Here is a 25599-nt window from a genome sequence, read left to right as displayed (position 1 = left end):
GCGGTGTCTGCCACTCTCGTCGCCAAGGGCCTCTCCGGAGGCTACGCGCACCGCACCCTGTTCGACGGACTCGATCTCACGGTCGCCCCGGGAGACGTGATCGGCGTGGTCGGGGCCAACGGAGCAGGCAAGTCGACGCTCCTGCGCATCCTCGCCGGCGAGATCCCTCCGCTCGAGGGCACCGTCGTGCTCGCGCCCGGCGACGCCTTCGTCGGCTGGCTTCCGCAGGAGCACGAGCGCCGCGACGGCGAGACCGTCGCCGGCTACATCGCCCGCCGCACCGGCTGCGCGGAGGCGTCGGCCGAGCTCGACACCGCCGCCTCCGCCCTCGCAGAAGCCGACCCCGACGGCAGCATCGCCGACCGCTACGCGCTCGCTCTCGATCGCTGGCTCGCGAGCGGCGCGGCCGACCTCGACGAGCGGACCCCGGTCGTGCTGGCCGACCTGGGCCTCGCCCTCGGCGAACCGGGCGTCTCCGCCTCCTCGACCATGACCTCGCTCTCGGGCGGACAGGCGGCACGGGTCGGACTCGCGGCGCTGCTGCTCTCGCGCTTCGACATCGTGCTGCTCGACGAGCCGACCAACGACCTCGACCTCGACGGCCTCGAGCGGCTCGAGGCGTTCGTCAGGGGCCTGCGCGGCGGAGTCGTTCTCGTCAGCCACGACCGTGAGTTCCTGGCGCGCAGTGTGACCCGGGTGCTCGAGCTCGATCTCGCGCAGGGCACGAACTCGGTCTACGGAGGCGGCTACGACGCGTTCCTCGAGGAGCGCGAGACCGCCCGGCGCCAGCGTCGCGAGAAGTACGAGGAGTTCGCCGACACCAAGGCCGACCTCGTCTCGCGTGCTCGGACCCAGCGCGAGTGGTCGAGCCAGGGCGTGCGCAACGCGATGAAGAAGTCGCCCGACAACGACAAGATCCGGCGCAAGGCGTCGATGGAGTCGAGCGAGAAGCAGGGCCAGAAGGTGCGCCAGATGGAGAGCCGCATCGCGCGCCTCGAGGAGGTGGAGGAGCCGCGCAAGGAGTGGCAGCTCGCCTTCACGATCGGCACGGCGCCGCGCTCGAGCTCGGTGGTGTCGACGCTGAACGGAGCCGTCGCGCGGCGCGGGTCGTTCACCCTCGGCCCGGTGTCGCTGCAGGTCGACGCGGGCGACCGCATCGGCATCACGGGGCCCAACGGCGCGGGCAAGTCGACGCTGCTCTCCCTGCTGCTGGGGCGGTCGGTGCCGGAGGAGGGTGGCGCGTCGCTCGGCGCGAGTGTCGCGATCGGCGAGATCGACCAGGCCCGCGCGATGCTCGCCTCCGACGTCCCGCTCGCCGACGCGTTCGAGGCGCTGGTGCCCGAGTGGCCGACCGCCGAGGTGCGGACGCTGCTGGCGAAGTTCGGGCTCAAGGCCGATCACGTGTCGCGCCGCGTCGGCGAGCTGTCACCCGGCGAGCGGACCCGCGCGGCGCTGGCACTGCTGCAGGCGCGCGGCACGAACCTCCTGGTGCTGGACGAGCCGACGAACCACCTCGACCTGGCCGCGATCGAGCAGCTCGAGCAGGCGCTCGAGGCGTACGAGGGCACACTGCTGCTGGTCACCCACGACCGGCGCATGCTCGAGACGGTGCAGCTCACCCGCCAGTGGCGCGTGGCCGACGGCCTCGTGACGGAGGCGTAGGCGCGCGTGCGGTCTGCAGGCGATGGTGCGATCTGCAGGAGTTGACTGCGGAAAATGCGTTCTCCACGCATGCCAGGGGCGCGCCAGGGGCTGAACTCCTGCAGATCGCACCAGCTCCTGCAGATCGCGCACGCACGTCAGAGCCCGGCGGCGCGCGACTCCAGCAGGGCGCGCGTGCGGTCGTTCCCCGCGAGCGAGGCGGCCGTCGCGAACTCGGCGCGCGCCTCCGACCGCCTGCCGAGACGGAGCAGCAGCTCGCCCCGCACGCTCGGCAGCAGGTGCGAACCGCGCAGCGCACCCTCCGACCCCAATCGGTCGACGATCAGCAGCGCGGAGGCGGGGCCGGTCGCCATCGAGACGGCCACGGCGCGGTTGAGCTCGACGACCGGGCTCGGCGCCACCCTCCCGAGGATCTCGTAGAGCAGCACGATCCGATCCCAGTCGGTGTCGGCGACGCTCGGCGCGATCGCGTGGCACTCGGCGATCGCCGCCTGCAGTCCGTAGGCGCCGCGCCCCCTCCCCACCCGGTCGGCACGGAGGAGCGCCTCGCGTCCCCGCGAGATCTGCGCGCGGTCCCAGCGGGTGCGGTCCTGATCCTCCAGCAGCACGGGCGACCCGTCGGCCGCCGTGCGCGCCGCGAAGCGCGACGCCTGCAGCTCCATCAGCGCGACGAGCCCGAGCACCTCGGGCTCGCGCGGCAGGAGCCCAGCGAGCACGCGTCCCAGCCGCAGCGCCTCGTGCGCGACCTCGGTGCGCAGCCAGCGGTCACCGGAGGTGGCGGCGTACCCCTCCGTGAAGATCAGGTAGACGACGCCGAGGACCGCATCGAGCCGCGCCCTCCACTCCGACGGCTCCGGCACCTCGAACGGCACGCCCGCAGCCGCGAGCGACTTCTTGGCGCGGACGATCCGCTGCTGCACCGTCGCGACCGGGACGAGGAACATCCGCGCGATCACGTCCGTCCCGAGCCCGCCGACGAGGCGGAGCGTGAGGGCGATGCTCGCCTCCCGCGACAGCACCGGGTGGCAGGCCGTGAAGACCAGCCGCAGCACGTCGTCGTCGATCGGCTCCCAGGTGTCGTCCACGCCCTCCTCGAGATCGCGGGCGAGGAGGCGGTAGCGGTCGTCCAGCGCGGCCCGGCGGCGCCAGCCGTCGATCGCACGGCGCTGGGCGACCACGGTCAGCCACGCGCCGGGGTTCCGCGGAATTCCCGACTCCGGCCACTGCTGAAGCGCCTCGACCAGCGCCTCCTGGGCGAGATCCTCGGCCTGGCCCACATCGCCCGTCGCCCTGGCGAGCGTCGCCACGATGCGCGCGCTCTCGATGCGCCACACCGCGGCGACGCTCGCCCGGATGTCGTCCATCTCAGTCGCGAGCGGCCTGCTCCTCGCGCCAGCCCGCCTCCTTCTGCACGAACTCGTTGTCGGCGAAGTCGGCGAAGTCGCTCTCGTCGGTCACCCGGCGCACCTCGAGCTTGTTGCCGGGGACGAGAGGGCAGCGCAGCGCCCACTCCTTCGCCTCCTCCTTCGAGGAGACCTGGATCATCCAGAAGCCGTTGAACAGCTCGTGGGTCTCGCCGTAGGGGCCGTCGGTGACGGCGGGCGGCTCGGAGGCGAAGTCGACGACGAAGCCGGTGGTCGCGACGTCGTCGGCGAGTCCGTCGCCCGCGAGCAGGATGCCGGCGTTCATCATCGACTCGTTGTACTGCCCCATCTTCGTGATGATCTCGTCGAAGGGGATGGCGGCGTACGCCTCTTTCGCAGCGTCGGTCGCGCGCATGATCAGCATGTACTTCATGGGGTTCTCCGTCTGGTCGGTGGGGCGCTCGGTGCGCCCTCCTACTCTGGCGTCGAACGGCGGAAGCGGATATCGACACCTCCGCGGATATTCGCTCGCGGGTGCACGCCCGCTGCCTCCGTGCACGCCCGTTCCGCCATTCCCGCGTGCATGCCGGCATCACGCGTGCACGGCGGCACCGACAGGGCGCGGCTACTTCTTGGCGCGGGCGGCGCGGGCGGCGCGGGCCGGGCGGGCGGCACGCGCGGCGCGGTTGCGCTCGACGGCGGCGCGGACGAGGGCGGTGAGCGCCTCCTCCGGCAGCTCGTCGCCCTCGGCGAACTCGACCGAGCGGCGCTGGTTGCCGCCGAGCTCGCCGTTGAAGATCCCCGACGGGTCCTCCAGGGACGCTCCATACATGAACCCGAGCTTCACCTTCGTCGTGAAGATGTTGCCCACCACGAGGATCCCGTCGAGCTCCCAGACGGGCGCGCCCATCCACTTCCACTCCTCGACGATGCCGGGCTCGGCCGCGAGGATCACACGCCGCGCCTCGGCGAGCAGCGCCCCGCGCCAGTCGGGGTGCTTCGCGATCAGCGCGTCGATCTGCTCGGGAGGCGTCAGCGCGGCGGGAGGCTCGTCGGAGGTCATGGGCTCGTGTCTACCGCACTCGCGCCGCGACCCGCCGTCGCGCTGTCGGATCCGGCGACGGCATCCCTCGCCGCCGCCCCGAACGACGACCGCCGCACCTTGCCCGCGTCACTGCGCAGCGGCTCCCGCACCCGTCGCAGCGCCCGGAGGCGGCGCTCGCGCCCCAGCCGCGCGTTCGCCCACGCGAGCAACTCGCCCGCATCGACCCCCGCGTCCCCGATGTCCACCACCGCCTCGATCGCGCTCCCCAGGTCGTCGTCAGGCACCCCGAACGCGACCGCTCCGCGCACAGACGGGTGCGACTCCAGCACCCGCTCGACCTCGATCGGGTACACGTTCACCCCGCCCCGCAGGATCAGGTCGTCGGCGCGGTCGAGCACCCAGAGGTACCCGTCCGCATCGAGGCGGCCGACGTCTCCGAGCGTGTCCCAGCCGTCGGAGGTGCGGGACGAGGTCCCCCCGAGGTACCGGTAGGCGGGCTCGTCGCCGCGGTGCATCCAGATCCGCCCCGTCTCGCCGGCCAGAGCCTGCGTCCCGTCCTCGCGCAGGATCCGCAGCGTCGTGCCGCCGATCGGCCGCCCCACACTGCCGGGATGCTCGAGCCACTCGTCGCCGCTGATCATCGTGAGCCCGTTCGACTCGCTCCCCGCGTACACCTCGACCACCCGAGACGACCCGAGCCAGTCGATCAGCGCCCGCTTGTCGTCGGGCGGGCACGGGGCGCCCAGGTGCAGCACGACCTCGAGCGACGAGACGTCGACCTCCGATCGATCGCAGAGCAGCAGCCGCCGGATCGTCGTCGGCACCAGCAGCATCCACGTCACCCGGTGCCGAGCGACCGCCTCGAGCACGCGCCGCTCGTCGAAGCGCGGCAGGATCACGAGCGTCTGCCCCGTCATCAGCCCGCGGAACGCATAGGTGAAGGTCGCCGAGTGCATCATCGGCCCCGCGACCAGCTGCACGCCTGCGAGCGGCAGGAACGCGGCGACCGGCACCTCCGGGTCGAGCAGCGCCGGCCCGCTCGCGAGCACGACCTTCGGCCGCCCGGTGCTGCCGGAGGAGGTGGGCGCCTTCCACGACGAGGCCCAGCGGTCCTCGAGCGGCTCCTCCGAGCCGGCCGGCCGCCAGTCGCCCGGGCGCCAGGGCGCCGTCGCGGAGGCGGCGCCGATGACCAGTGCCGGGGCGGCGACCCGCTGCACCGCGGCGCGCTCCTCCGGCGACAGCTCGGTCGAGACGGGCTGCGGAGTCGCGCCCGCCTTCCAGATCGCGGCGCAGACGACGATCGCGTCGAGCGAGTTGGGCAGCGACACCGTGACGAGGTCGTCGGTGTCGACCCCGAGCTCGCGGTAGGCGCGGGCGAGGCGGTTGCTGACGCGGTCGAGCTCGCCTGCGGTGAGCACTCCCTCGTCGGCGATCGCGACGACGCGATCGGGGTCCGCCGTGGCGAGACCCGAGAGGATGCGGGAGATCGACCGGCGCGTCATACCGGCACGTTCGCAACGTAGGACGAACGCTCGATCGACGACGCCGTCATGCGGATCCGCGAACGCCGGAGGAGATCCGTCCTACGTTCTGAACACAGTCGACACCGAGCAGCTCCTCGTAGAACCGCACGTGCGCCTCCGCGACGTCGTCCCACGAGTGCGAGAACGCCAGCTCCCGCCCCGCAGCGGAGCCGCCCCCACCGTCCAGTGCCGCCTCGAGCGCGCGAGCGAACGACTCCGGATCGCTCCCGTAGCGCACCGTGTCGCCGAACACCTCCCGGATCACCGGCAGCTCCCGCGCCACCACCGGCACCCCCGCGGCGAGCGCCTCCATCGCCGCGAGTCCGAAGCCCTCCTTGACCGACACGAAGCCCAGGGCCGAGGCGCCGGCCACGAGCGGCGCGAGCCGCTCCTCCGCGACGGCCCCGAGGATCACCGGCTCCACCCCCAGCGCGGCGACCCGCCGGTCGAACTCCGCGCGGTACGGCCGGTAGTCGAACAGCGTCTCTCCGCCGCCGAACACCAGGGCGACTCCGCGCGAGCGCAGCAGCGCCCACGCCTCCAGCAGCTCGATGCTGCCCTTGCGCGGCTCGATGCCGCCCAGCGCCAGCATGTACGGCCCGAGCTCGGCCCGCCATTCAGCGGTCGCAGGGTCGGAGGCGGCCGCCGCGAACCGGGCCGCGTCCACTCCGTTCGGGATCACCGTCGCGCGACGTCCCCACCCCGCCCGCACCTCGCCGGCCACCGCTGCCGAGACGCACAGCAGCGCCCGCGGCAGCCGTACCGCGCGGTCGTGGCAGGCCCGCAGCTCCGGCGTCGTGAACTCGTCGAGGTGGTGCACCGTGCGCACCGGCACGAGCCCCGCGGCGAGCGCCGCGTTCGCCGAGATGCAGTCCTGCGCGTGCACGAGCCCCGTCTCCCCGCGCAGAGCCGCAGCCATCGCGTCGATCGAGCGCACGATCCGGGAACCCACGGACTCTGCGTCGACGGAGGAGAACGGAATCACGCGCACCGTCACCGCCGGATCCACAGGGCGGAAGAAGGAGTCGTCACCGCCCCGCGCCAGCGTCCACACCGTCACGTCGTGGCCAGCCCGCGCGAGCGCCTCGGCCAGCGCGAGCGTGTGCACGACCCCGCCGCGCGGGCGGGTCGAGTAGGTGAGCAGGGCGATGCGCATCAGATCCGGTACGCGTGCTCCGCGCGATCGCGCAGGTGGTTCATCGTGCGTCGAGCGCGGGCGACGGAGGCGGAGACGTCGGCCGAGGCCAGAGCCAGCCCGCCCTTCGCCCAGGTCTTCGCGATGATCTCGCCCGCCGGATCCACGACCTTCGCCTGCCCGAGGAAGCGCAGCCCGCCGAGCACCCCGGTCTGGTTCGACGACACGAGGTACACCTGGTTCTCGGCGGCCCGCGCGCAGTCGTAGAGGTCGAACAGGTGCGCCTGCCGGTCGTTGCGGATCCGGTCGGAGCGGTCGGTGACGCTCGCCGGCCAGGCGCTCAGGCAGGCCAGCACCTCGGCCCCGTCGAGGGCGAGCGAGCGCGCCGACTCGGGGAAGGTCTTGTCGAAGTCGATCAGCATGCCCAGACGCCCGATCGGCGAGTCGAAGGCGGCGAACGACGAGCCCGGCAGGTACGCCTCCGATTCGCCCAGCGGCAGGTGCACCTTGCGGTGCGTACCGATCACGCGGCCGCCCTGCACGCAGACCGCGGTGTTGTAGCGGAGGTCGCGCCCGCCCTCGAGGGCCCGCTCCGAGATGCCGAAGCAGACCGTCATGTCGCCCGCGAGCTCGGCGACCCGCGCGACCTCCGGCCCGTCGAGCTCCACGCTGGGCGGGAGGTCGGACGGCCCCGGGTGGTGCATGTCGAGCAGGTACCCGCCCAGGGTCGCGTCGGGCAGCACGAGCAGGTCGACGGAGCGCTCCCTGGCCTGCGCGATCATCCCGGGGAGCTTGGCGAGGGTGCGGTCGAGGTTGCGACCGAAGTGCGCCGCGACCGCCGCCATCACCGTCTCCGTCATGCGCCGAGGCTACCCGGCGAGGTCCGACTCGAGCCGCCGGCTGCCGCGGACGCGACGGATCTCCGACGCCAGGTGCTCCGCATCCCGCGCGATCGCCTCGAAGCGCCCGGAGCCCCAGGTGTGCAGCCAGGGCAGCCCGAGGAACGACAGCCCCGGCGTGCTCGTGACACCGCGCTGATGGGTCGGGTGCCCGGAGCCGTCGAAGACTCCGACTTCGACCCAGCGGTAGTCGGAGCGGAAGCCGACCGCCCAGATCACGCTCGTGATGCCCGCGGCGGCGAGGTCCACCGACTCCACCTCGACCGACGGGCGCCAGACCGGCTCGTACCGCGCCTCCACCGGAGCGTCGATGCCGCGCGCCGCGATGAAGCGGTCGATGTCGTCCTTGATCGACTCCGCGACCGAGTCCGCGTAGTCGAGCGATGCCTCCGCGGTGGGAGCGAAGCGGAGGCTCGAGCCCTCGACCGACGCGAGCCGCCCGTAGAGGTGCATGCCGTCGCGGGCGAACGCGCGCAGGTCGATGTCGCGACCGCCTCCGCGCCCCGTGACGTAGTGGTTGGTCGACTCGCGCTTGGTCAGCCCGCCGACCTGCGCGTGCACGGGGATGTCGTACACGCCCATGTCCTGCAGCCACGCGACGCAGTCCCGCCCCCGATAGAAGCGGGCGACCCGCGGTGCGCTGCCGAGAGCGAGATGCACGTCGCGCCCGGCGAGGAAGAGGTCCTCCGCGATCTGCGCGCCCGACTGGCCGGAGCCGACGACGAGGACGCCTCCGGGAGGCAGCGCTCCGGCCGAGCGGTAGTCGGCCGAGTGCAGCTGCACGACGTCGAGCGGGAGGCGCGAGGTGATCGCCGGCAGGACGGGCCGGTGGTAGCCGCCGGTCGCGATGACGACCTGGTCGGCGGTGATCGAACCCGCGCTGGTGACCAGCTCGAAGCCCCCGCCCGCGCGCTCGCGCAGCCGCGAGACCTCGGTGTGCTCGAGCACCGGAGCGTCGAACGACGCGGCGTAGCGCCGCACCCAGGCGTGCACCTCGTCGCGCGTCATGAAACCGTCGGGGTCGGGCCCGTCGTAGGGGTAGCCGGGCAGCCGGCACTGCCAGTTCGGAGTGACGAGGGTGAACGCGTCCCAGCGGCGGTCGATCCAGTCGTGGCCGATGGTGTCGCGCTCGAGGACGACGTGGTCGATCCCGTCGTCCGAGAGGTGGCGGCTGAGCGAGAGTCCGGCCTGGCCGCCTCCGACGACGGCGACCTCGACGTGCGTGCCGGGCGCGATCACGGTCGCCCCGGATCCATCGCCAGCACCCGCACGGTGCCGCCGTCGAAGCGGCGCGCGGTCTCGACGATCTCGCTCCGCTGCTGCATCGCCGAGGTGCACGCGAAGCCGAACTTCTCGCGCACCCTGTCGGAGGCGATGTCGAGGGCCTCGCTCGAGCGGGCCACGAAGTCCTCGACCGGGTACTGGCCGCCCGCGGCGAGGTAGTCGTGCATCACCAGGCTCGGCGAGTAGCAGCGCTCCTCGGTGCCGTCGGGCCAGCGGACGTGGAAGGTCATCTCAGGCATCGATCAGCCCTCCGCTCCACACGCGGTCGAGGTCACCGTAGGCATCGGGCCGGCGGTCGCGGAGGTGGAACATCCCGCCCCGCATCGACTCGAACGTGCCGCGCACATCGATGTCGGCGACGGCCATGCCCGCCCCGAGCAGCGTGGTGGCCAGGATGTTGCCACCCGGGTCGACGACCTTCGCGTTGCCGACGTAGCGGAGCGACCCGAAGGTGCCCGACTGGTTCGACGCCAGCCAGAACACCTGGTTGTCGAGGGCCCGCGCGATGTCGAACTGGTTGAAGCGGTAGGTCCAGCGGTCCTCCTGCAGGTTCTCGGCCGTCGCCGTGCGCGCCGCCGGCCAGGCCGAGAGCGAGGCGATGATCTCGGCGCCGTCCAGTGCCATCGAGCGCGCCGCCTCCGGGAACGCCTTGTCGTAGCAGATCTGCAGCCCGACCCGGCCGACCGGAGTGTCGAAGGTGCTGTAGCCGGGGCCCGCCGAGTACGACATGTGCTCGCCGAGCGGCTGGTGCACCTTGCGGTAGCTGCCGTAGACCTGCCCGCCGTCGAGCAGAGCGGCCGCGTTGTAGCGCGTCTCGCCGTCGTCGTCGAGCTCGCAGAAGCCGATCGCGACCATCAGGTCGCCCACGATCTCCTGCACGCGCCGCAGTTCGGGGCCGTTCACGTGGATCGCCGGCGGCAGCGAGCGTGACGTGGTCTTCACCGTGTCGCCGTGGTTGCCGAGGGAGGAGAGATAGCCGCCGATCGCGGCCTCGGGGAGGACGAGGAACTCGACTCCCCGCTCGCGCGCCTCCTCGGCGAGCGACGCGATGAGCGCGTAGTTCTGATCGAGGTCGCGGGTGAAGTTCGCCGCGACCGAGCCGACGCGAGTCATCGGGCTACAGGTTGTAGGTCGAGTTGATGATCGCGCCCTTGCGGGCGTAGTGGATGAGCGCGTCCTGCACGTCGAGCGGGTGGCAGGGGATGCAGCCCTCGATCAGGTCCTCCTCGCGCAGGCCGTGCAGCGCCATGCCGAAGCGGCAGACGAAGACGCGGTTGCCCTCGTTGATGAACGTCTCGATGGCGTTGTTGAGGTTCTGCTCGCCCGGGAATCCGGAGTCGCCCACCGTCGGGAACCCGCGGGTCGCCATCGCGTTGATGGTGCCGGGGCCGTAGAAGTACAGCGCCGACTCGTAGCCCTTGCGGGCCGCGCGGGTGGCCTGCAGCACGGCGACGAAGCTGACCGAGGACTCGTGGGCGATGCCGTGCACGAGGGTGAGGTACGACTCCCCCTCCTCGGCCTGGTAGTCGGGGAACACCTTCGTCGAGCCGTAGAGGTTGCTGCCCTTGGGGAGCGACGGGTGCGCGATCTCGCCGCGCGACTTCTCGATGTTGGCGCTGACCTGGTCTTCGATCTCCTGCGAGACGGACATGTGGTTCCTCCTGGGGTGCGGGTACGCCGAAAGAGCTCGGCGAGCGGTGTGCTGGAGCTTCCGGCGGGAGCGTGTGAGACGACGCGGGATGACGTCCGCCGGATGGAGCGGTGGTGCCGAGTGGAACGACTCCAGTCAAGCCGATGACGTGTTTCGGATTGGTTTCGAGCGGAAGAAGCCTGTGTGACGGCGATTCCGTAACCAGACCGCGTTCCGCCCGTCATCGACTCGAAACACGGCCGACGTTGACTGGGGAGCGAGACGAACGCATCGACATCCCGGCCGCGTGCTGCGCGGCCCGGCAGGCCCGCCCTCGGCGAGCCACGAAGGAGTCATCCGTGACCGATCTCGGTATCCCCACGCTCCGCACCCGCGTCGACATCGCCCTGCAGGGCATCCGCGTCGAGGCCCCTGTCCACCGCGAGGCCGGCGCCGGCCCGAGCGACGACGGGCACGTCGTGCTCGGCGGCCTCGGCGCCGCCATCCCGATCAATCCGAAGAGCCCCTACGTCGTGCGCGGCGACCGCCTGCTGCTCGAGGGCGCCGACATCGGCCTCGACGTCACTCCGGTGCGCCGCCCCCGCTTCTACGACCTCGAGACCGCCGACGGCGTCTCGTACGAGAAGATCGCCCGGCTGCACGGCCGCGACATCCTGGCGACGACCGTCGTGCAGACCTGCATGCGCTACGACGAGGCCGAGCGCTGCCGGTTCTGCGCCATCGAGGCCTCGCTCGAGGCGGGCTCGACCATCGCGGTGAAGACTCCTGCGCAGCTGGCCGAGGTCGCGGAGGCGGCGGCCCGACTCGACGGGATCAGCCAGATGGTGATGACCACCGGCACCTCCAAGGGGCGCGACCGCGGCGCCACCCACCTCGCGCGCTGCGTGCGCGCGGTGCTCGAGGCGGTGCCGGGCCTGCCGATCCAGGTGCAGTGCGAGCCTCCGTCGGACGTGTCGGCGCTGCAGGCGCTGAAGGACGCGGGCGCGGTGTCGATCGGCATCCACGTCGAGTCGATGGACGACGAGGTGCGCCGGCGCTGGACCCCCGGCAAGGCGCGCGTCACCCTCGACGAGTACCGCTGGGCGTGGCGCGAGGCGGTGCGGATCTTCGGCCGCAACCAGGTCTCGACCTACCTCCTGGTCGGCCTCGGCGAGGATCCCGACGAGCTCGTCGCCAGTGCGCAGGAGCTGATCGAGATGGGCGTGTACCCGTTCGTGGTCCCGTTCCGGCCGCTGCGCGGGACGCTCGCGACCGAGGTCGACCACGTGCTGCCGCCGGCGGGCTCGCTGCTCGAGAAGGTGAGCGCGCAGGTCGCCTCGCTGCTGATCGCCGCGGGGATGCTGAGCACCGGGCAGTCGGCGGGCTGTGCGGCGTGCGGGGCATGCGGAGTGCTCAAGACGGCCGGCGCCTGATGCAGCTGTCGATCCTCGAGGGAGTGCGCCGGGCTCCGGCGTTCACGGTGCTGCGGGCCGAGGAGCGTGAGCTCGCGGCCTACCACGCCCTGCGCCGCGAGGTCTTCGTGGCCGAGCAGGGGCTCTTCGCGGGGAGCGACGCCGACGACGTCGACGACGACCCGCGCTGCATCGTTCTCGTCGCGGTGACCGGCGAGGGCGCGGTGCTCGGAGGCGTGCGGCTCGCGCCGGTCGCACCCGGCCGCGATCTGGGCTGGTGGACCGGCAGCCGGCTCGTCGTGTCCCGCGAGGCGCGCGGCGGCGCGGGAATCGGTGCGGCTCTCGTGCGTGCGGCGTGCGCCGAGGCGGAGGCGCGCGGTGTGCTGCGCTTCGAGGCCTCGGTGCAGGAGCGCAACGAGGTGCTCTTCCGCCGCCTCGGCTGGGAGCGGATCGGTGCGCTGACCGTCGCCGGCACGCCGCACGTGCAGATGCGCTGGCCGCTCGACCGCCTCGATCGCGCGGCCCGGGCGGCCAAGTCGGCGCTCGGCTCCCTCCTCGCCCCCTTCGCCGCCTCGGGCGGACTCGGCGGCCCGGGCTTCGTCGGCGACGACGGCGCCCCGGTTCCCGGGACCGACCTGGTGGCGGTGTGCGACGCGATCATCCCCTCGATGGTCGAGCGGCATCCGGAGTGGGCGGGCTGGTGCTCGGTGCTGGTCAACGTGAACGACCTGACCGCGATGGGCGCGACCGGAGTCGGGCTGCTCGACGCGATCGGCGCCCGCGACGCCGCCTTCGCCGCGCGGATCGTCGGCGGTCTGCGGGACGCCGCCGAGGCGTGGGGTCTGCCCGTGCTCGGCGGGCACACGCAGCTCGGGGTGCCGGCGGCCCTGAGCGTCACCGGACTCGGGCGCACCGCGTCGCCGGTACCGGGTGCCGCGTCGATCGGCGACGAGCTCTCGGTGACGGCCGATCTCTCCGGAGCCTGGCGGCCCGGCTTCGCGGGCGCCCAGTGGGACTCGACCTCGGAGCGGCGCGGCGACGAGCTGCGGGCGATGGCCGCCTCCGTGGGTCTCGCGCGGCCGCGCGCCGCGAAGGACGTCAGCATGGCCGGCTTCGTCGGCACCGTCGGCATGCTCGCCGAGGCATCGGGCGGAGGCGCGGTGCTCGACATCGCGGCGATCCCGGCCCCGCAGTCGGCCGGCCTGGGCGACTGGCTCGCCTGCTTCCCCGGCTTCGCGATGATCACCGCCGACCGCCCCGGCACCGGCCGGATGCACACGGCGCACACGACGACGGCCGCCGTCGGCCGCGTCGTCGCCGCGCCGGGCGTCCGCCTCCGCTGGCCCGACGGCGCCGAGACGGTCGCCGTCGCCGGCCCCGTCACCGGCCTCGGCGCCGCGCAGACCCCAACCCCCGAGGGAACCAGTTCTCGCCGAGACACCGCCTACTGAGCGGTGCCTCGCGCAGAACTGGTTCCCCCGGCGTGATCGGCTACGCCGCCAGCGCGTCCAGCAGCGCCAGCACCACCAGAGCCGAGCGGTCCGCCGCGTCGTCGACGTGCGCCTCGAACTCGCCCGGCGCGCACAGATCCGAGATGCCCCGCACCGACACGAACGGCAGCCCGTGCACGAACGCGGTCTGCGCGAGCGACACCGACTCCATGTCGGTCGCGAGCGCGCCCGAGAAGTGGCCGCGCACCCGCTCGACGTGGTCTCCCGAGACGAAGGTGTCGCTCGACACGATCAGTCCGCGGCGCACCACGACGTCGGGTACCGACACCTCTGCGGCGAGCGCCGCGGCATCGCCGGAGTAGCGCTCGGGCATCCCCGGCACCTGCCCCATCGCGTAGCCGAACGCGCGCGCGTCCGCATCCGTCTGCACGTACTCGTCGCCGATGACGACGTCGCCGACGCGCACCTCGGCGCCCAGCCCGCCCGCCGATCCGGCGCTGATCACCAGCGGCTCGTCACCGAGCGTGCGGAGGATCGCGGCCGTCACTCCGCCCGCCGCGTTGACGAGGCCGACCCCCGTGCGCACGAGCAGCACATCGTGTCCGGCCAGCTCGAGGTCCCACTGCAGCGCGTTGCCGACGGCCCGCGGCTCGGAGGCGGCACTCGCCTTCGCGACGAACGGCTCCGCCTCCTCGTCCATCGCCACCAGGACGATCGCGTCGGTCACGCGGTCACCGTCTCCCACTCGTCGCGGCGCGAGAGGAACGTGCGCGCCGCCTCCTGCGCCCCCTCGAGCGAGTGGTTCGCGCCCCAGCCGCACTGGGTGTCGTTGGCGGCGGGCACCTCGTCGGCCTCGGTGATGTCGCGGAGCGTGTCCTCGACCAGCGAGAGCACCTCGGCGAGCTCGGGCTCGCCCTGCAGGATCAGGTAGAAGCCGGTCTGGCAGCCCATCGGCGAGAAGTCGATGACCTTGTCGGAGTGGTTGCGGGACTTCTCGGCGAACAGGTGCTCGAGCGAGTGCACGGTCGGCATCTCGAGGTGGGAGGCGTTGGGCTGGGTGAAGCGCACGTCGTACTTGACGAGGTGGTCACCTGCCGGAAGCGTCTTCGCGTCGGCGAGGCGCACGTACGGTGCGGCGACGGTGCGGTGATCGAGGTTGAACGACTCGACGTTCATGCGCGGCTGATCCACGGTGCTCTCCTTGTTCGGCGGTGCTCCCATTCTCCTCCGGTGCGCACACCCGGGAGCGGACCCCGCACGACATCAGCTGAGAGCGCCCCCCCGAGCACCAGAAGGCGAGAACGCCCTCGTCACTCCCCCGAGATCGACGCCGGGCGTGCCGGGTCGAGCACCGACTCCGGATCGAAGAACGCCCGCAGCGTGTCGTTGCGCCCCTCGATGGCCGCTCGCAGGCTGATGCCGTCCACGTTGATCCGCGCCTCCCGCACGTATCCTGCGCCCCACTGCCCCCACGCCGGCCGCGACGCGTCGACGTTGAAGAACGCGGTGAACCCCTCCTCCGAGAGCAGGTCGTACGTCGGCCCGGAGTACGCGCCCACCCCCGCGATGTCGGCACCGAACGGGTACACGAACAGATCGGTCGCGCCCACGATCGGCTGCACCTCGTCGCGCCACTTCCCCGCATCGGCCGCGATCCGCTCCATCGACGACTCCCGCATGTCGATGTGGCCCCAGCTGTGCGACGCGAACTCCCAGCCGTCCGCCGTCATCGCGGCGGCCACGGCGGTCGCGTCGGCGGTGTCCTGCGCGATCCGCGCGTTCGTCGCTCCGTAGGTGATCTCCGAGGTCCGGTACCCGAGCACCCCGTTGTACCCGGTCAGCGCGATCACGCCCTTCGCGCCCCCGTGCGAGAAGTCGGGGTGCGCGGCCACGAAGTCGTCGACGATGGGCACCAGGTCATCGGCGCCGATGCGGGTGCGTCCGGAGGCGTCGGTGTAGCTCGTCCGCACGTCGCCGTCCTCGAGCACCAGGGCGTCCGCGAATCCGTCGCCCGCCATGTACTCGTAGTAGTCGACGTCGTCCTGCGAGAGAACGAGCGGCTTCTTGCCGAGCGGCAGCGCGAGGGGCGTCGGAGTCACGGTGCCGTCGTCGGCCCGGGTGTACAGGTCGTGCGGGCTCACGAGCACGTAGCCGTTCGCGTAGACCTGCTCGAGGACCGCCGTGAACTCGTCCTTCGTGACCATGTAGTCGAGGTACCCGGCGCCGTCCTCGGGCGAGGCGAACGCGCGCTCCGGATCCACGATCAGCGAGTGGAAGAAGAGGTGCGACACCTGCGAGTTGTCGGGCCAGACGGCTGTCGCGGCAGGTGGCACGGCCGCCGACGTCGGAGTCACGGTCGGCGTGGGCCTGGCCGTCGGGGTGAAGGTCGGAGTCGCTGTCGGCGTCGGCAGTGCCGCTGCAGCCGAGCCGGTCGGCCTGTCGACCGCCTCGGGCGCGCACCCCGTCAGCAGCAGCGCGGTCACGGCCGCGGCCGCTCCCCAGCGCACCCTCGCACCTCGTGTCCACCCTTGCACGGCGCGATTCTCGCACGGGCCGGGGACACCACGGCGTCCCCACTTCGGCCCGGTGGTCGAGCCCCGCCGCCCCCTCGTCGGTGGAGTAGCCGCCGAGACCCCGTCAGCAGCCCGACCGGCCGTTCACTCCCCCGGCACGAACCGGTACCCCATCCCCGCCTCCGTCAGCAGGAACCGCGGGTGCGCCGGGTCGGGCTCGAGCTTCTTGCGCAGCTGCGCCAGATACAGGCGCAGATACCCCGTGTCGGTGACGTGCGCCGGGCCCCAGATCTCGTCGAGCAGCGAGCGCCGCGTCACGAGCTTGCCCGCGTTGCGCACCAGGATCTCGAGCACCTGCCACTCCGTCGGCGTGAGCCGCACGGAGGCGCCGGCCCGGGTCGCGCTCTTCGCCACGAGGTCGACGGTCACCTCCCCGATCACCACGAGCGGCTCGCCGTCGGCCGGCTGCACCCGCCGCGACAGCGCCCGGATCCGCGCGAGCACCTCGTCCATCGAGAACGGCTTGGTCACGTAGTCGTCGGCCCCCGCGTCGAGCGCGCCGACCTTGTCGGCCGCGCCCGTCCGCCCCGACACCACCAGGATCGGCGCACTCGTCCAGCCGCGCAGCGCGTGGATCACCTCGACCCCGTCGAGCCGCGGCATACCCAGATCGATCATGTAGAGATCGGGGTGCTCGTCGATCGCGCGGTTGATCGCCTCCGTGCCGTCACCGGCCGTCACCACGTCGTAGCCGCGCGCCGTCAGCGTGATCCGCAGCGCGCGGAGGATCTGCGGGTCGTCGTCCGCGATCAGGATCTTCATGCGGCTCCTCCCGAAGCATCAGCGGAGTCGGTCACATCAGCGGAATCCGAAGCGTCAGCGGAATCAGAGGCAGCACCGGTGCCCGCCGCGATCGGCAGCCCCACCACCATCGTCAGCCCGCCCCCCGGAGTGTCCTCCGTCTCGAGCGTCCCGCCCATGCCCTCGGTGAACCCCTTCGACAGCGCGAGCCCCAGCCCCAGCCCCGTCGTGTTGTCGTCGTCTCCGAGCCGCTGGAACGGCACGAAGATCTCCTCCCGCCGAGCCGCAGCGACGCCCGGCCCGTGGTCCACGATCCGGATCTGCGCCGTGCCGCCGAACGCACTGGTCGACACCCGCACCCGCGTGCCGTCGGGCGAGTAGCGCACCGCGTTCGCCAGCAGGTTCACCACGACCCGCTGCAGCAGCACCGCGTCGGCGAGCACCGCGGGCCCGTCGAGGTCGAGGTCCAGGTCGACCTCCGCCGGCCCGAGCCCCAGCTCGTCGAGCGCGGGCAGCACCACGTCGGCCGCGTCCAGCGGAGCGAGCGCCACAGCGAGCGCCCCCGCCTCCAGCCGCGTCACATCGAGCAGATCCGTGACGAGCGCCGCGAGGGTCGTGAGGCTCTCGTCGGCCGTCGCGAGCAGCTCCTCCCGGTCGCGCTCGCTCCACTCCACGTCGCGCGAACGCAGCCCGCTGACCGCCGCCGTGGCCGCCGCGAGCGGCCGGCGCAGATCGTGGCTCACCGCCGACAGCAGGGCGCTGCGCACCCGGTCGGTCTCGGCGAGCGGAGCCAGCGAGCTCGCCGTCTCGCTCAGCGCCGCGTTCTCGAGCACCGAGTCGAGCTGCGCCGCGACCACCTGCAGCAGGCGCCGCTCGCTGCCCTCGAGCTCGCGCCCGTGCAGCTCGAGCATCGCGTGCGTGCCGACCGCGATCCGCACCGGCTCCGCCTCCGGAACCGGCTCGCCGTCGACCGCGACCACCGCGTCGTCGCGCAGCAGCCGCACCCCCGTCAGCCCGAACGCCTCGCGCGAGATCTCGAGGATCGCCTGCAGCGCCCCCTGCCCACGGATCACGCCGCCCGCGATCGTCGCGAGCATCTCCGACTCCGCCGCCGAGCGCTTGGCCGCGCGCGATCGCCGCGCCGCGCGGTCGACCACCGCGCTGACCAGCGCCGCGTTCAGAACGTAGAGCACGAGGGCGAGCGCGTGCAGCGGCTCGTCGACCGTGATCGTGTAGAGCGGATCCACGAAGAAGAAGTCGAGCGTCAGCCCCGAGAGCACGGCCGCGAACAGCGCCGGCCACACGCCTCCGACCAGCGCCACGAGCACGACCAGCAGCTGGTACGAGAGCACGTCGCTCGTGATCGACTCGTCGCTGCGGAGGCTCGACAGCAGCCAGGTGACCAGGGGGCCGCCCACGAGCGCGAGCGCCGCGCCGGCGAGCTTGCGCCGCAGGGTCAGCGCCCCGTCGAGCCGCGGCAGCACCGCGCTGCGCCCGGCCGCCGAGTGGCTGACGATGTGCACGTCGATGTTGCCCGACTCGCGGATCACCGTCGCCCCGATGCCCGGCGTGAGCGCCGCGGCGAGGCGGCTGCGCCGGCTCACCCCCAGCACGAGCTGCGTCGCGTTGACCGAGCGCGCGAACTCGACGAGCGTGCGCGGCACGTCCTCGCCGACAACCTGGTGGTAGCTGCCGCCCAGCGATTCGACGAGCGCGCGCTGCGCCTCCAGAACGTGCGGGCGCGGTGTCCGCAGCCCGTCGGGCGTCACCACGTGCACGGCGAGCAGGTCGCCACCGGAGGCTCGCGCGGCGATCCGTGCACCGCGGCGCAGCAGGGTCTCGCCCTCGGGCCCTCCCGTGAGCGTCACGACGACGCGCTCGCGTGCCTCCCAGGTGCTGTCGATCCCGTGCTCGACGCGGTAGTCCCGGAGCGCGCTGTCGACCTCGTCGGCGAGCCACAGCAGGGCGAGCTCGCGCAGTGCCGTGAGGTTGCCGAGGCGGAAGTAGTTGGAGAGCGCCGCGTCGATCCGCTCGGGCGGGTAGACCCGGCCGTCGGCGAGCCGGTCTCGGAGCGCCTGCGGGGCGAGGTCGACGACCTCGATCTGGTCGGCCGCGCGCAGCACCGCATCCGGGATCGTCTCGCGCTGCGGGGCCCCGGTGATCGCCTGCACGACGTCGTTGAGCGACTCGATGTGCTGGATGTTGACGGTCGAGAACACCGTGATGCCGGCGTCGAGCAGAGCCCGCACGTCCTCCCAGCGCTTCGCGTGGCGCGAGCCCGGGGCGTTGGTGTGGGCGAGCTCGTCGACCAGAGCGACCTCGGGGCGGCGGGCGAGCGTCGCCTCCAGATCCATCTCGTCGAGCAGCACACCGCGGTGCTCGACCGCGCGCCGCGGGATCACCTCGAGGCCCTCGACCATGGCGGCGGTGGCCGCGCGCCCGTGCGTCTCGACGACGGCGACGACGACGTCCCGGCCCTCGGCGGCGAGCCGGCGGCCCTCCTCGAGCATCGTGTAGGTCTTGCCCACACCCGGTGCGGCGCCCAGCAGCACGCGCAGGCGGCCCTTCGTCATGCTCCGGCCCCCACCTTCGGCTCGCAGGATCGGCTCCGGCTCGCAGGATCGCGGTGTTCCGACGAGCCGAACGCGATTCTACGAGCCGGAGGTGCGCCGAGGCCTGCGCTCACAGCCGCGAGAGCGCGAGGTTCAGCTCGAGCACGTTCACGGTCTCGTCGCCGAGGAACCCGAGGTCGCGCCCCTGCACCGAGCCGTCGACGAGCGCGCGCACGCTCTCCTCCGGCAGCCCGCGCGCCTCGGCGACCCGCGCGACCTGCAGCTCGGCGTAGGCCGGGCTGATCTGCGGGTCGAGCCCCGAGGCGGAGGCGGTCAGCGCGTCGGCGGGCACCGCGGCCCTGTCGACCCCGTCGAATGCCGCGATCGCCGACCGGCGCTCCTCGATCGACGCGACGAGATCGGGGTTCGACGGCCCGAGGTTCGAGCCGCTCGAGGCGCTCGCGTCGTAGCCGTCGCCGGCAGCGGAGGGCCGCGACTGGAACCATTCGGGCAGCGGGTTCCCGTCGGCATCGGTGAACGACTGCCCGATCAGCGAGGATCCGACCTGCGAGCCGCTCGAGGTGAGCATCGAGCCGTTGGCCTGCGCGGCGAACGCGGCCTGCCCGATCCCGGTGATGGCGAGCGGATAGACGATTCCGAGGGCGACGGTGAGAAGGAGCAGGGCGCGGAGCGCGACTCCGTACTGGCGGAGGCCCGAGCGGGTGGAGTTCATGATTCTTTCTTCTCTCAAGTAGTGGAGTGCTGCGCGAGATGCCTCTTCGGTACGCGACACGCCGAGGAACGCGTACCCGAGTGGCATCTCGCACAAGGGGGTCAGAAGCCGGGCAGGAGCGAGACGACGAGGTCGATCAGCTTGATCCCGATGAAGGGGGCGATCACGCCTCCCAGCCCGTAGACGAGAAGGTTGCGGCTGAGGATCTTCGACGCGCTGAGCGCCCGGTAGGCCACGCCGCGCAGCGCCAGCGGGATGAGCACGACGATCACCAGCGCGTTGAACACGATCGCCGAGAGGATCGCCGAGGACGGCGAGTTCAGCTGCATCACGTTCAGCACCGCGAGCCCCGGGAACACGCCGGCGAACATCGCCGGGATGATCGCGAAGTACTTCGCCACGTCGTTCGCGATCGAGAACGTGGTGAGCGCACCGCGGGTGATCAGCAGCTGCTTGCCGATCCGCACGATGTCGATGAGCTTGGTCGGGTCGGAGTCGAGGTCGACCATGTTGCCGGCCTCCTTCGCCGCCGACGTGCCCGTGTTCATCGCGACGCCCACGTCGGCCTGCGCGAGCGCGGGGGCGTCGTTCGTGCCGTCACCGGTCATCGCGACGAGGTTGCCGCCCTCCTGCTCCTTCCGGATGTAGGCGAGCTTCTGCTCGGGCGTGGCCTCGGCGAGGTAGTCGTCGACCCCCGCCTCCGCCGCGATCGCGCGGGCTGTGAGCGGGTTGTCGCCCGTGATCATCACCGTCCGGATGCCCATCGCGCGCAGGTCGGCGAAGCGCTCCTTGAGCCCCTCCTTCACCACGTCCTTCAGGTGCACGACGCCCAGGATCCGTCCGACCCCGCGAGCGTCCTTCACGGCGACGACCAGCGGCGTGCCTCCGCTCTCGGAGATGCGGTGCACCTGCTCGTCGAGCTCGACCGTCGCGAGCGCGTCGGCCTGGAGCCAGGCGGTCACGGCCGAGCCGGCCCCCTTGCGGATCATCGAGCCGTCCGCGAGGTCGAGCCCGCTCATCCGGGTCTGCGCGGTGAACGGCACGACGGCCGCGTCCTGGATCTCGGGCCGCAGCCCCGCGAGGTCCACGATCGACTTCCCCTCGGGGGTCGGGTCGCTGAGCGAGGAGGCGGCGGCCGCCCGCAGCAGCTCGTCGCGGTCGGTTCCGCCCACCGTCACGAACTCGGTGGCGCGCCGGTTGCCGTAGGTGATCGTGCCGGTCTTGTCGAGCAGCAGCGTGGTCACGTCGCCGGCCGCCTCGACCGCGCGGCCCGACATCGCGAGCACGTTGCGCTGCACGAGGCGGTCCATCCCGGCGATGCCGATCGCCGAGAGCAGGGCGCCGATGGTGGTCGGGATGAGGCAGACGAGCAGAGCGACCAGCACCGGCACACTGACCGGAGCCGCCGCGTACGAGGCGATCGGGTTCAGCGTCAGCACGACCACCACGAATACGATCGAGAGGCTCGCGAGCAGGATGTTCAGCGCGATCTCGTTCGGCGTCTTCTGCCGCGAGGCGCCCTCGACCAGCCCGATCATCCGGTCGACGAAGGTCTCGCCCGGCTTCGACGTGATCGTCACGATGATGCGGTCCGACAGCACCCGGGTGCCGCCGGTGACGGCACTGCGGTCGCCGCCCGATTCGCGCACGACCGGCGCCGATTCTCCGGTGATCGCCGACTCGTCGACGGAGGCGATGCCCCAGACGATGTCGCCGTCACCGGGCACCAGGTCGCCGGCCTCGACGACCACGTGGTCGCCCAGCTGCAGATCGGCGGAGGAGACCTCGCGGATCTGCGCGTGCATCGCGGCTCCGTCGCCGGCCCGGTACTCGAGCAGGCGGCGGGCCATGGTGCTGGTGCGGGTCTGCCGCAGGCTGTCGGCCTGCGCCTTGCCGCGCCCCTCCGCGACGGATTCGGCGAGGTTGGCGAACAGCACGGTCAGCCAGAGCCAGACCGCGATGCCCCAGGTGAACGAGCCGGGAACGGGCGCGCCGCCCGACTCCTGGGCGCCGCCGAGGAACGGCTCCGCGATCGCGAGCAGCGTGGTGAGCGCAGCGCCGACCTCGACGAGGAACATCACCGGGTTCCGCACCATCAGGCGCGGGTCGAGCTTGCGGAACGCTCCGGGGAGCGCCGCGGTGACCTGCTCGAGGCTGAACGCGGAGGCACCGCGCCTCGGGGCCCGCACGGGAGCCGGGCTTTCGAGTGTGCTGGTCATGGGGGTTACTGGAGTCCTTCTGCGAGGGGTCCGAGTGCGAGCACGGGGAAGTAGGTGAGTGCGGTGACGATGACGGTGACGCCGACGAGCAGGCCGACGAACTGCGGCCGGTGGGTGGGCAGGGTGCCCGCGGTCGACGGGGTGGCGCCCTGCTTCGCGAGGGAGCCGGCGAGCGCCAGCACCATCACGATCGGCAGGAACCGGCCGAGCAGCATCGCGACGCCCAGGGCCGTGGTGAACCACGGAGTGTTCGCCGTGAGCCCCGCGAAGGCCGAGCCGTTGTTGTTGGCCGCCGAGGTGAAGGCGTAGAGCACCTCCGAGAGGCCGTGCAGCCCCGGGTTCCAGATCGAGGTGCTCTCGACATCGGCGCGCACCGCGGGGATCGCGAAGCTCAGCGCCGTGCCGGCCAGCACGAGGGTCGGCGTGATCAGGATGTAGATGCTCGCGAGCTTGATCTCGTAGGGGCCGAGCTTCTTGCCCAGGTACTCCGGAGTGCGGCCGACGAGCAGTCCGCCGATGAAGACGGCGAGGATCGCGAGCACGAGCATCCCGTAGAGGCCGGAGCCGACGCCGCCCGGGGCGACCTCGCCGAGCATCATGTTCAGCATCGGCAGCATGCCGCCGAGCGCGGTGTAGGAGTCGTGCATCGAGTTGACCGCGCCGGTCGAGGTCAGCGTGCTGGTCGCCCCGAACAGAGCGGAGCCGGCGATGCCGAATCGCGTCTCCTTGCCCTCCATCGCACCACCGGCGGCCTGCGGAGCCGCGCCGTTGCCCGCGAGCTCGAGCAGCGTGAGTGCCGTGAGGGAGAACAGGAAGATCGTGGCCATCGCCGCGACGATCGCGTAGCCCTGCTTCGCGTTGCCGACCATGCGGCCGAAGGTGCGCGGCAGCGAGAACGGGATCGCGAGCATCAGGATCACCTGCAGCGCGCTGGTCCAGGCGGTGGGGTTCTCGAACGGATGCGCCGAGTTCGCGTTGAAGAAGCCGCCGCCGTTGGTGCCGACCATCTTGATCGCCTCCTGCGACGCGACCGGCCCGCCCGGGATGCTCTGCGTGCCGCCGGTGATCGTGGTGACGTCGGTGAACCCGGTGAGGTTCTGGATCACTCCGCCCGCGAGCAGCAGGACCGCCGCGATCACCGAGACGGGGAGCAGGAGGCGGAGGGTCCCGCGGGTGAGGTCGACCCAGAAGTTGCCGATCGAGTCGCTGTTGCGGCGCGCGAAGCCGCGCACCAGCGCGATGGCGACGGCGATGCCGACTCCCGCCGAGAGGAAGTTCTGCACAGCGAGGCCGAGCAGCTGCACCGAGTAGCCCATGGTCACGTCGGGCGAGTACGACTGCCAGTTGGTGTTGGTGACGAACGAGACCGCCGTGTTGAACGAGAGCCCCTCCGGGATCGCCGGGAACCCGAGGGAGTAGGGCAGGAGGGCCTGCGCCCGCTGCAGCCCGTAGACGAGCAGCACCCCGATCAGCGAGAACGCGAGCACCCCGCGGAGGTAGGCGCTCCAGCTCTGCTCGGAGCGAGAGTCGACGCCGATGAGGCGGTAGAAGCCGCGCTCGACGGCGAGGTCTCTCTTCGAGGTGTAGATGTGCGCCATGTAGTCGCCGAGGGGGCGGTACAGGAGGACGAGGATCAGGGCGACGGAGGCGACCTGCAGGATCGCGAGGAAGGTGTCCATCAGAAGCGCTCCGGCTTCACGAGCGCGAAGACGAGGTACCCGATCGAGGCGATCGCGAGGATCGCGGCGAGGGAGTCGAAGACGATCATGCGTCGACCTCGCTTGTCGCCGCGCGACGGCCGGAGGTGCCGCGCGGCGTGGGAGCGAGCTTCTCGACCCCCTTGGCGATGACGCCGACGAGCGCGAAGACGGCGAGGACGCCGATCACGTAGATGATGTCGAGCACGAGAACTCCATCCGGAGGCGGAGGGCCGCCCCCGAATGCGGAGGCGCCCGCGCCGGCCCGCGATGAGTGCGGGGCCGGCACGAGTCCTGATGCAACACCCGGTGGGGTGCGGGTTCGGGCGTCCTCACGCCTTCCATACGCGTGGACGCGCGAACCGTACGGTCTGCTCACGGAAGAGGCCTTCGCGCGCGCGTCGATCGACGTGCGGTGAACCCGCCCCCGGTGCGGCCCGCGGCGACCGTGGAGGCGCCGCCTGCCCGACCTCGTCCGCTTCACCGAGGACGGCGGCACCGACCAGCCGCGATCCCGCCGCGCAACGTGCCAGGCGGGCCGGGCATCGCGCAACGCGACCCTCCAGCGCTGCGCGCCACCTAGCCTTCCCCCATGATCGAGACCTCCGCGCGTCCCGCTCCTCGCCTCCACCCCGATCGACTCCTCGTCCCCGACGCGCTGCGCGGCATCGCGATCGTCGCGATGCTCGTCGCGCACGCGATGCCCCTGCTCCCGAGCCAGCGGACGGGCGCGATCGGCTTCGTCACGAGCAACCTGAGCGACCTCGCCTCCCCCCTGTTCGCTCTGGTGATGGGGATGTCGGCCGCGCTGGTGCTCGCGCGCCCCGGCGCCTCCGGAGGCCGAGTGGTGCTGCAGAACGCGATCCGCGCGGTGATCCTCATCGCCCTCGGGCTGTGGCTCAGCACCTGGGGCACCTGGATCGCGATCGTGCTGGCGTTCCTCGGAGTCGTGCTCGCGGTCGGGACACCGATCCTGCTCCTGCGCTCCCGCCTCGTCGCAGCGATCGCCGTGGTGGTCGTCGTCGTCGGCGCGCCACTGAACGCCGCCGTCGCCGCCGCCGCCGATCCGCTCGTCCGCTACTCCCAGACACCCGCGGGCTACGCGCTCAACTGGGTCTTCGTCGGGCCGACGTACCGCGCGACCAGCCTCCTGCCCTTCTTCCTGCTCGGCGCGCTGCTGCTCCGCCACGGCTTCCGCCGCGACCGCCTCCTCGCCGTGCTCGCGGTCGTCGCCGTGCTCGCCTACCCGGCACGCCCGCTGCTGAAGCGCGCAACAGGCCTCGAGTTCGTGTCGGGCAGCTACCCCGACACCCTGCACGACCTCGGGCTCGTCCTCGCCGTCTACGTGGTCGTCGTCCTGATCGCCACCGCGAAGACGGCACAGACGGTCTTCCTCCCCTTCCGCGCCGTCGGCTCGCTCGCCCTCTCGGTCTACGTCCTCCAGGTCGGAGTCGTCGCGGCACTCGCGGCCGCCGGCTACGGCTACACGAACGACACGCCCTGGGCCTTCGCCCTGCTGCTGCTCGGAGTCTGGGCCGCCGGCGTGCTCTGGTGGCGCTTCTGCGGCACCGGCCCGATCGAGTGGGCGACGGGCCGGGTCACGCGGCTCCTCCTCCGATGAGCGCGCCGAGAGCCGCCACCCGATACTGAGAGCGCTCTCCCCCGCGCCACATCACGGT

24 protein-coding genes are annotated in these 25599 nt (G+C 72.2%); 4 read left to right on the top strand and 20 right to left on the bottom strand.

All coding sequences use genetic code 11. The features are described 5' to 3' along the window. Window positions 1-3 precede the first annotated feature (3 nt). Entirely contained in the window at window positions 4-1662 is a 1659-nt protein-coding gene (locus ASG06_RS06410) for an ABC-F family ATP-binding cassette domain-containing protein (RefSeq protein ID WP_056039960.1), read from the top strand. 137 nt (window positions 1663-1799) lie between these two features. On the opposite strand, the gene ASG06_RS06405 is transcribed toward ASG06_RS06410, so the two are convergent. The 10 genes from ASG06_RS06405 to ASG06_RS06360 form a co-directional block, all read right to left on the bottom strand. Then, a complete protein-coding gene (locus tag ASG06_RS06405) occupies window positions 1800-3026 on the bottom strand; it encodes an RNA polymerase sigma factor (protein ID WP_056039959.1) in 1227 nt (408 codons plus the stop codon). 1 nt (window position 3027) lies between these two features. After that, complete coding sequence (locus ASG06_RS06400; RefSeq protein ID WP_056039957.1) at window positions 3028-3459, bottom strand: YciI family protein; 432 nt, start codon at window positions 3457-3459, stop codon at window positions 3028-3030. 192 nt (window positions 3460-3651) lie between these two features. Then, complete coding sequence (locus ASG06_RS06395) at window positions 3652-4089, bottom strand: DUF1801 domain-containing protein (protein WP_056039955.1); 438 nt, start codon at window positions 4087-4089, stop codon at window positions 3652-3654. After that, on the bottom strand, window positions 4086-5573 hold the full coding sequence (locus ASG06_RS06390) for an AMP-binding protein (protein ID WP_056039952.1): 1488 nt from the start codon (window positions 5571-5573) through the stop codon (window positions 4086-4088). Before ASG06_RS06390 ends, ASG06_RS06395 begins: the two co-directional genes overlap by 4 nt. A 46-nt stretch (window positions 5574-5619) precedes the next feature. Beyond that, complete coding sequence (locus ASG06_RS06385; protein ID WP_056039950.1) at window positions 5620-6750, bottom strand: MSMEG_0565 family glycosyltransferase; 1131 nt, start codon at window positions 6748-6750, stop codon at window positions 5620-5622. After that, a complete protein-coding gene (locus ASG06_RS06380; protein ID WP_056039948.1) occupies window positions 6750-7589 on the bottom strand; it encodes a carbon-nitrogen hydrolase family protein in 840 nt (279 codons plus the stop codon). Before ASG06_RS06380 ends, ASG06_RS06385 begins: the two co-directional genes overlap by 1 nt. Window positions 7590-7598: 9 nt before the next feature. Next, the gene (locus ASG06_RS06375; RefSeq protein WP_197409365.1) at window positions 7599-8867 is read right to left on the bottom strand and encodes an MSMEG_0569 family flavin-dependent oxidoreductase; all 1269 of its coding nucleotides are present in this window, start codon (window positions 8865-8867) and stop codon (window positions 7599-7601) included. Beyond that, window positions 8864-9151: an MSMEG_0570 family nitrogen starvation response protein gene (locus ASG06_RS06370; protein WP_056039946.1), complete on the bottom strand. Its 288-nt coding sequence runs from the start codon at window positions 9149-9151 to the stop codon at window positions 8864-8866. Before ASG06_RS06370 ends, ASG06_RS06375 begins: the two co-directional genes overlap by 4 nt. Further along, on the bottom strand, window positions 9144-10025 hold the full coding sequence (locus ASG06_RS06365) for a carbon-nitrogen hydrolase family protein (protein WP_056039944.1): 882 nt from the start codon (window positions 10023-10025) through the stop codon (window positions 9144-9146). Before ASG06_RS06365 ends, ASG06_RS06370 begins: the two co-directional genes overlap by 8 nt. Window positions 10026-10029: 4 nt before the next feature. Next, on the bottom strand, window positions 10030-10563 hold the full coding sequence (locus ASG06_RS06360) for an MSMEG_0572/Sll0783 family nitrogen starvation response protein (protein WP_056039940.1): 534 nt from the start codon (window positions 10561-10563) through the stop codon (window positions 10030-10032). Between the two features lie 338 nt (window positions 10564-10901). Here ASG06_RS06360 and ASG06_RS06355 point away from each other — a divergent pair, with 338 nt between their 5' ends. Then, window positions 10902-11975: an MSMEG_0568 family radical SAM protein gene (locus ASG06_RS06355; RefSeq protein WP_231727630.1), complete on the top strand. Its 1074-nt coding sequence runs from the start codon at window positions 10902-10904 to the stop codon at window positions 11973-11975. Further along, window positions 11975-13405: an MSMEG_0567/sll0787 family protein gene (locus ASG06_RS06350; protein WP_056039939.1), complete on the top strand. Its 1431-nt coding sequence runs from the start codon at window positions 11975-11977 to the stop codon at window positions 13403-13405. Before ASG06_RS06355 ends, ASG06_RS06350 begins: the two co-directional genes overlap by 1 nt. Before the next feature lie 40 nt (window positions 13406-13445). Here ASG06_RS06350 and mtnN read toward each other — a convergent pair whose 3' ends face one another. From mtnN to ASG06_RS20205, 10 genes are all read right to left on the bottom strand, one after another. Beyond that, the gene (gene mtnN / locus ASG06_RS06345) at window positions 13446-14132 is read right to left on the bottom strand and encodes a 5'-methylthioadenosine/S-adenosylhomocysteine nucleosidase (RefSeq protein ID WP_231727629.1); all 687 of its coding nucleotides are present in this window, start codon (window positions 14130-14132) and stop codon (window positions 13446-13448) included. Further along, window positions 14129-14626: an S-ribosylhomocysteine lyase gene (locus ASG06_RS06340; protein WP_056039936.1), complete on the bottom strand. Its 498-nt coding sequence runs from the start codon at window positions 14624-14626 to the stop codon at window positions 14129-14131. Before ASG06_RS06340 ends, mtnN begins: the two co-directional genes overlap by 4 nt. Before the next feature lie 89 nt (window positions 14627-14715). Next, a complete protein-coding gene (locus ASG06_RS20590) occupies window positions 14716-15912 on the bottom strand; it encodes a polysaccharide deacetylase family protein (protein ID WP_156465914.1) in 1197 nt (398 codons plus the stop codon). A gap of 150 nt (window positions 15913-16062) precedes the next feature. Then, a complete protein-coding gene (locus ASG06_RS06330) occupies window positions 16063-16740 on the bottom strand; it encodes a response regulator (RefSeq protein WP_056039932.1) in 678 nt (225 codons plus the stop codon). After that, on the bottom strand, window positions 16737-19292 hold the full coding sequence (locus ASG06_RS06325; protein WP_056039930.1) for a sensor histidine kinase: 2556 nt from the start codon (window positions 19290-19292) through the stop codon (window positions 16737-16739). Before ASG06_RS06325 ends, ASG06_RS06330 begins: the two co-directional genes overlap by 4 nt. 109 nt (window positions 19293-19401) lie before the next feature. After that, complete coding sequence (kdpC, locus tag ASG06_RS06320) at window positions 19402-20004, bottom strand: potassium-transporting ATPase subunit KdpC (RefSeq protein WP_056039929.1); 603 nt, start codon at window positions 20002-20004, stop codon at window positions 19402-19404. A 101-nt stretch (window positions 20005-20105) separates the two neighbouring features. Then, window positions 20106-22223, bottom strand: coding sequence for a potassium-transporting ATPase subunit KdpB (kdpB, locus tag ASG06_RS06315; protein WP_056039927.1), 2118 nt, complete (start codon window positions 22221-22223; stop codon window positions 20106-20108). A gap of 5 nt (window positions 22224-22228) precedes the next feature. Further along, window positions 22229-23902: a potassium-transporting ATPase subunit KdpA gene (gene kdpA, locus ASG06_RS06310; protein WP_056039925.1), complete on the bottom strand. Its 1674-nt coding sequence runs from the start codon at window positions 23900-23902 to the stop codon at window positions 22229-22231. Then, window positions 23902-23991 (bottom strand): potassium-transporting ATPase subunit F, encoded by a 90-nt coding sequence (locus ASG06_RS19480; protein ID WP_082498975.1) that lies wholly within the window; start codon window positions 23989-23991, stop codon window positions 23902-23904. Before ASG06_RS19480 ends, kdpA begins: the two co-directional genes overlap by 1 nt. Continuing rightward, window positions 23988-24128 (bottom strand): hypothetical protein, encoded by a 141-nt coding sequence (locus tag ASG06_RS20205; RefSeq protein WP_162238986.1) that lies wholly within the window; start codon window positions 24126-24128, stop codon window positions 23988-23990. The genes ASG06_RS19480 and ASG06_RS20205 overlap by 4 nt, the downstream gene beginning before the upstream one ends. A gap of 384 nt (window positions 24129-24512) precedes the next feature. On the opposite strand from ASG06_RS20205, the gene ASG06_RS06305 reads away from it, so the two are divergent. Beyond that, on the top strand, window positions 24513-25541 hold the full coding sequence (locus tag ASG06_RS06305; RefSeq protein ID WP_056039924.1) for a DUF418 domain-containing protein: 1029 nt from the start codon (window positions 24513-24515) through the stop codon (window positions 25539-25541). Window positions 25542-25599 lie beyond the last annotated feature (58 nt).

The organism is Rathayibacter sp. Leaf185 (genome assembly GCF_001423885.1).
Taxonomy (GTDB): domain Bacteria; phylum Actinomycetota; class Actinomycetes; order Actinomycetales; family Microbacteriaceae; genus Rathayibacter.
The sequence above is the reverse complement of the archived record's forward strand: the minus strand, read 5'-3'. Positions and strand labels throughout refer to the sequence as shown.

Bases quoted from the DNA above. Each gene is read 5' to 3' on its own strand.
- ASG06_RS06340 (WP_056039936.1), bottom strand. From the start codon at position 14,626: ATGGGAGCACCGCCGAACAAGGAGAGCACCGTGGATCAGCCGCGCATG.
- ASG06_RS06395 (WP_056039955.1), bottom strand. From the start codon at position 4,089: ATGACCTCCGACGAGCCTCCCGCCGCGCTGACGCCTCCCGAGCAGATC.
- kdpC (WP_056039929.1), bottom strand. From the start codon at position 20,004: ATGAACTCCACCCGCTCGGGCCTCCGCCAGTACGGAGTCGCGCTCCGC.
- ASG06_RS06360 (WP_056039940.1), bottom strand. From the start codon at position 10,563: ATGTCCGTCTCGCAGGAGATCGAAGACCAGGTCAGCGCCAACATCGAG.
- ASG06_RS06330 (WP_056039932.1), bottom strand. From the start codon at position 16,740: ATGAAGATCCTGATCGCGGACGACGACCCGCAGATCCTCCGCGCGCTG.
- ASG06_RS06380 (WP_056039948.1), bottom strand. From the start codon at position 7,589: ATGACGGAGACGGTGATGGCGGCGGTCGCGGCGCACTTCGGTCGCAAC.
- ASG06_RS06365 (WP_056039944.1), bottom strand. From the start codon at position 10,025: ATGACTCGCGTCGGCTCGGTCGCGGCGAACTTCACCCGCGACCTCGAT.
- ASG06_RS06350 (WP_056039939.1), top strand. From the start codon at position 11,975: ATGCAGCTGTCGATCCTCGAGGGAGTGCGCCGGGCTCCGGCGTTCACG.
- ASG06_RS06390 (WP_056039952.1), bottom strand. From the start codon at position 5,573: ATGACGCGCCGGTCGATCTCCCGCATCCTCTCGGGTCTCGCCACGGCG.
- ASG06_RS06400 (WP_056039957.1), bottom strand. From the start codon at position 3,459: ATGAAGTACATGCTGATCATGCGCGCGACCGACGCTGCGAAAGAGGCG.
- ASG06_RS19480 (WP_082498975.1), bottom strand. From the start codon at position 23,991: ATGATCGTCTTCGACTCCCTCGCCGCGATCCTCGCGATCGCCTCGATC.
- ASG06_RS06305 (WP_056039924.1), top strand. From the start codon at position 24,513: ATGATCGAGACCTCCGCGCGTCCCGCTCCTCGCCTCCACCCCGATCGA.
- kdpB (WP_056039927.1), bottom strand. From the start codon at position 22,223: ATGACCAGCACACTCGAAAGCCCGGCTCCCGTGCGGGCCCCGAGGCGC.
- ASG06_RS06370 (WP_056039946.1), bottom strand. From the start codon at position 9,151: ATGCCTGAGATGACCTTCCACGTCCGCTGGCCCGACGGCACCGAGGAG.
- ASG06_RS06385 (WP_056039950.1), bottom strand. From the start codon at position 6,750: ATGCGCATCGCCCTGCTCACCTACTCGACCCGCCCGCGCGGCGGGGTC.
- ASG06_RS06405 (WP_056039959.1), bottom strand. From the start codon at position 3,026: ATGGACGACATCCGGGCGAGCGTCGCCGCGGTGTGGCGCATCGAGAGC.
- kdpA (WP_056039925.1), bottom strand. From the start codon at position 23,902: ATGGACACCTTCCTCGCGATCCTGCAGGTCGCCTCCGTCGCCCTGATC.
- ASG06_RS06325 (WP_056039930.1), bottom strand. From the start codon at position 19,292: ATGACGAAGGGCCGCCTGCGCGTGCTGCTGGGCGCCGCACCGGGTGTG.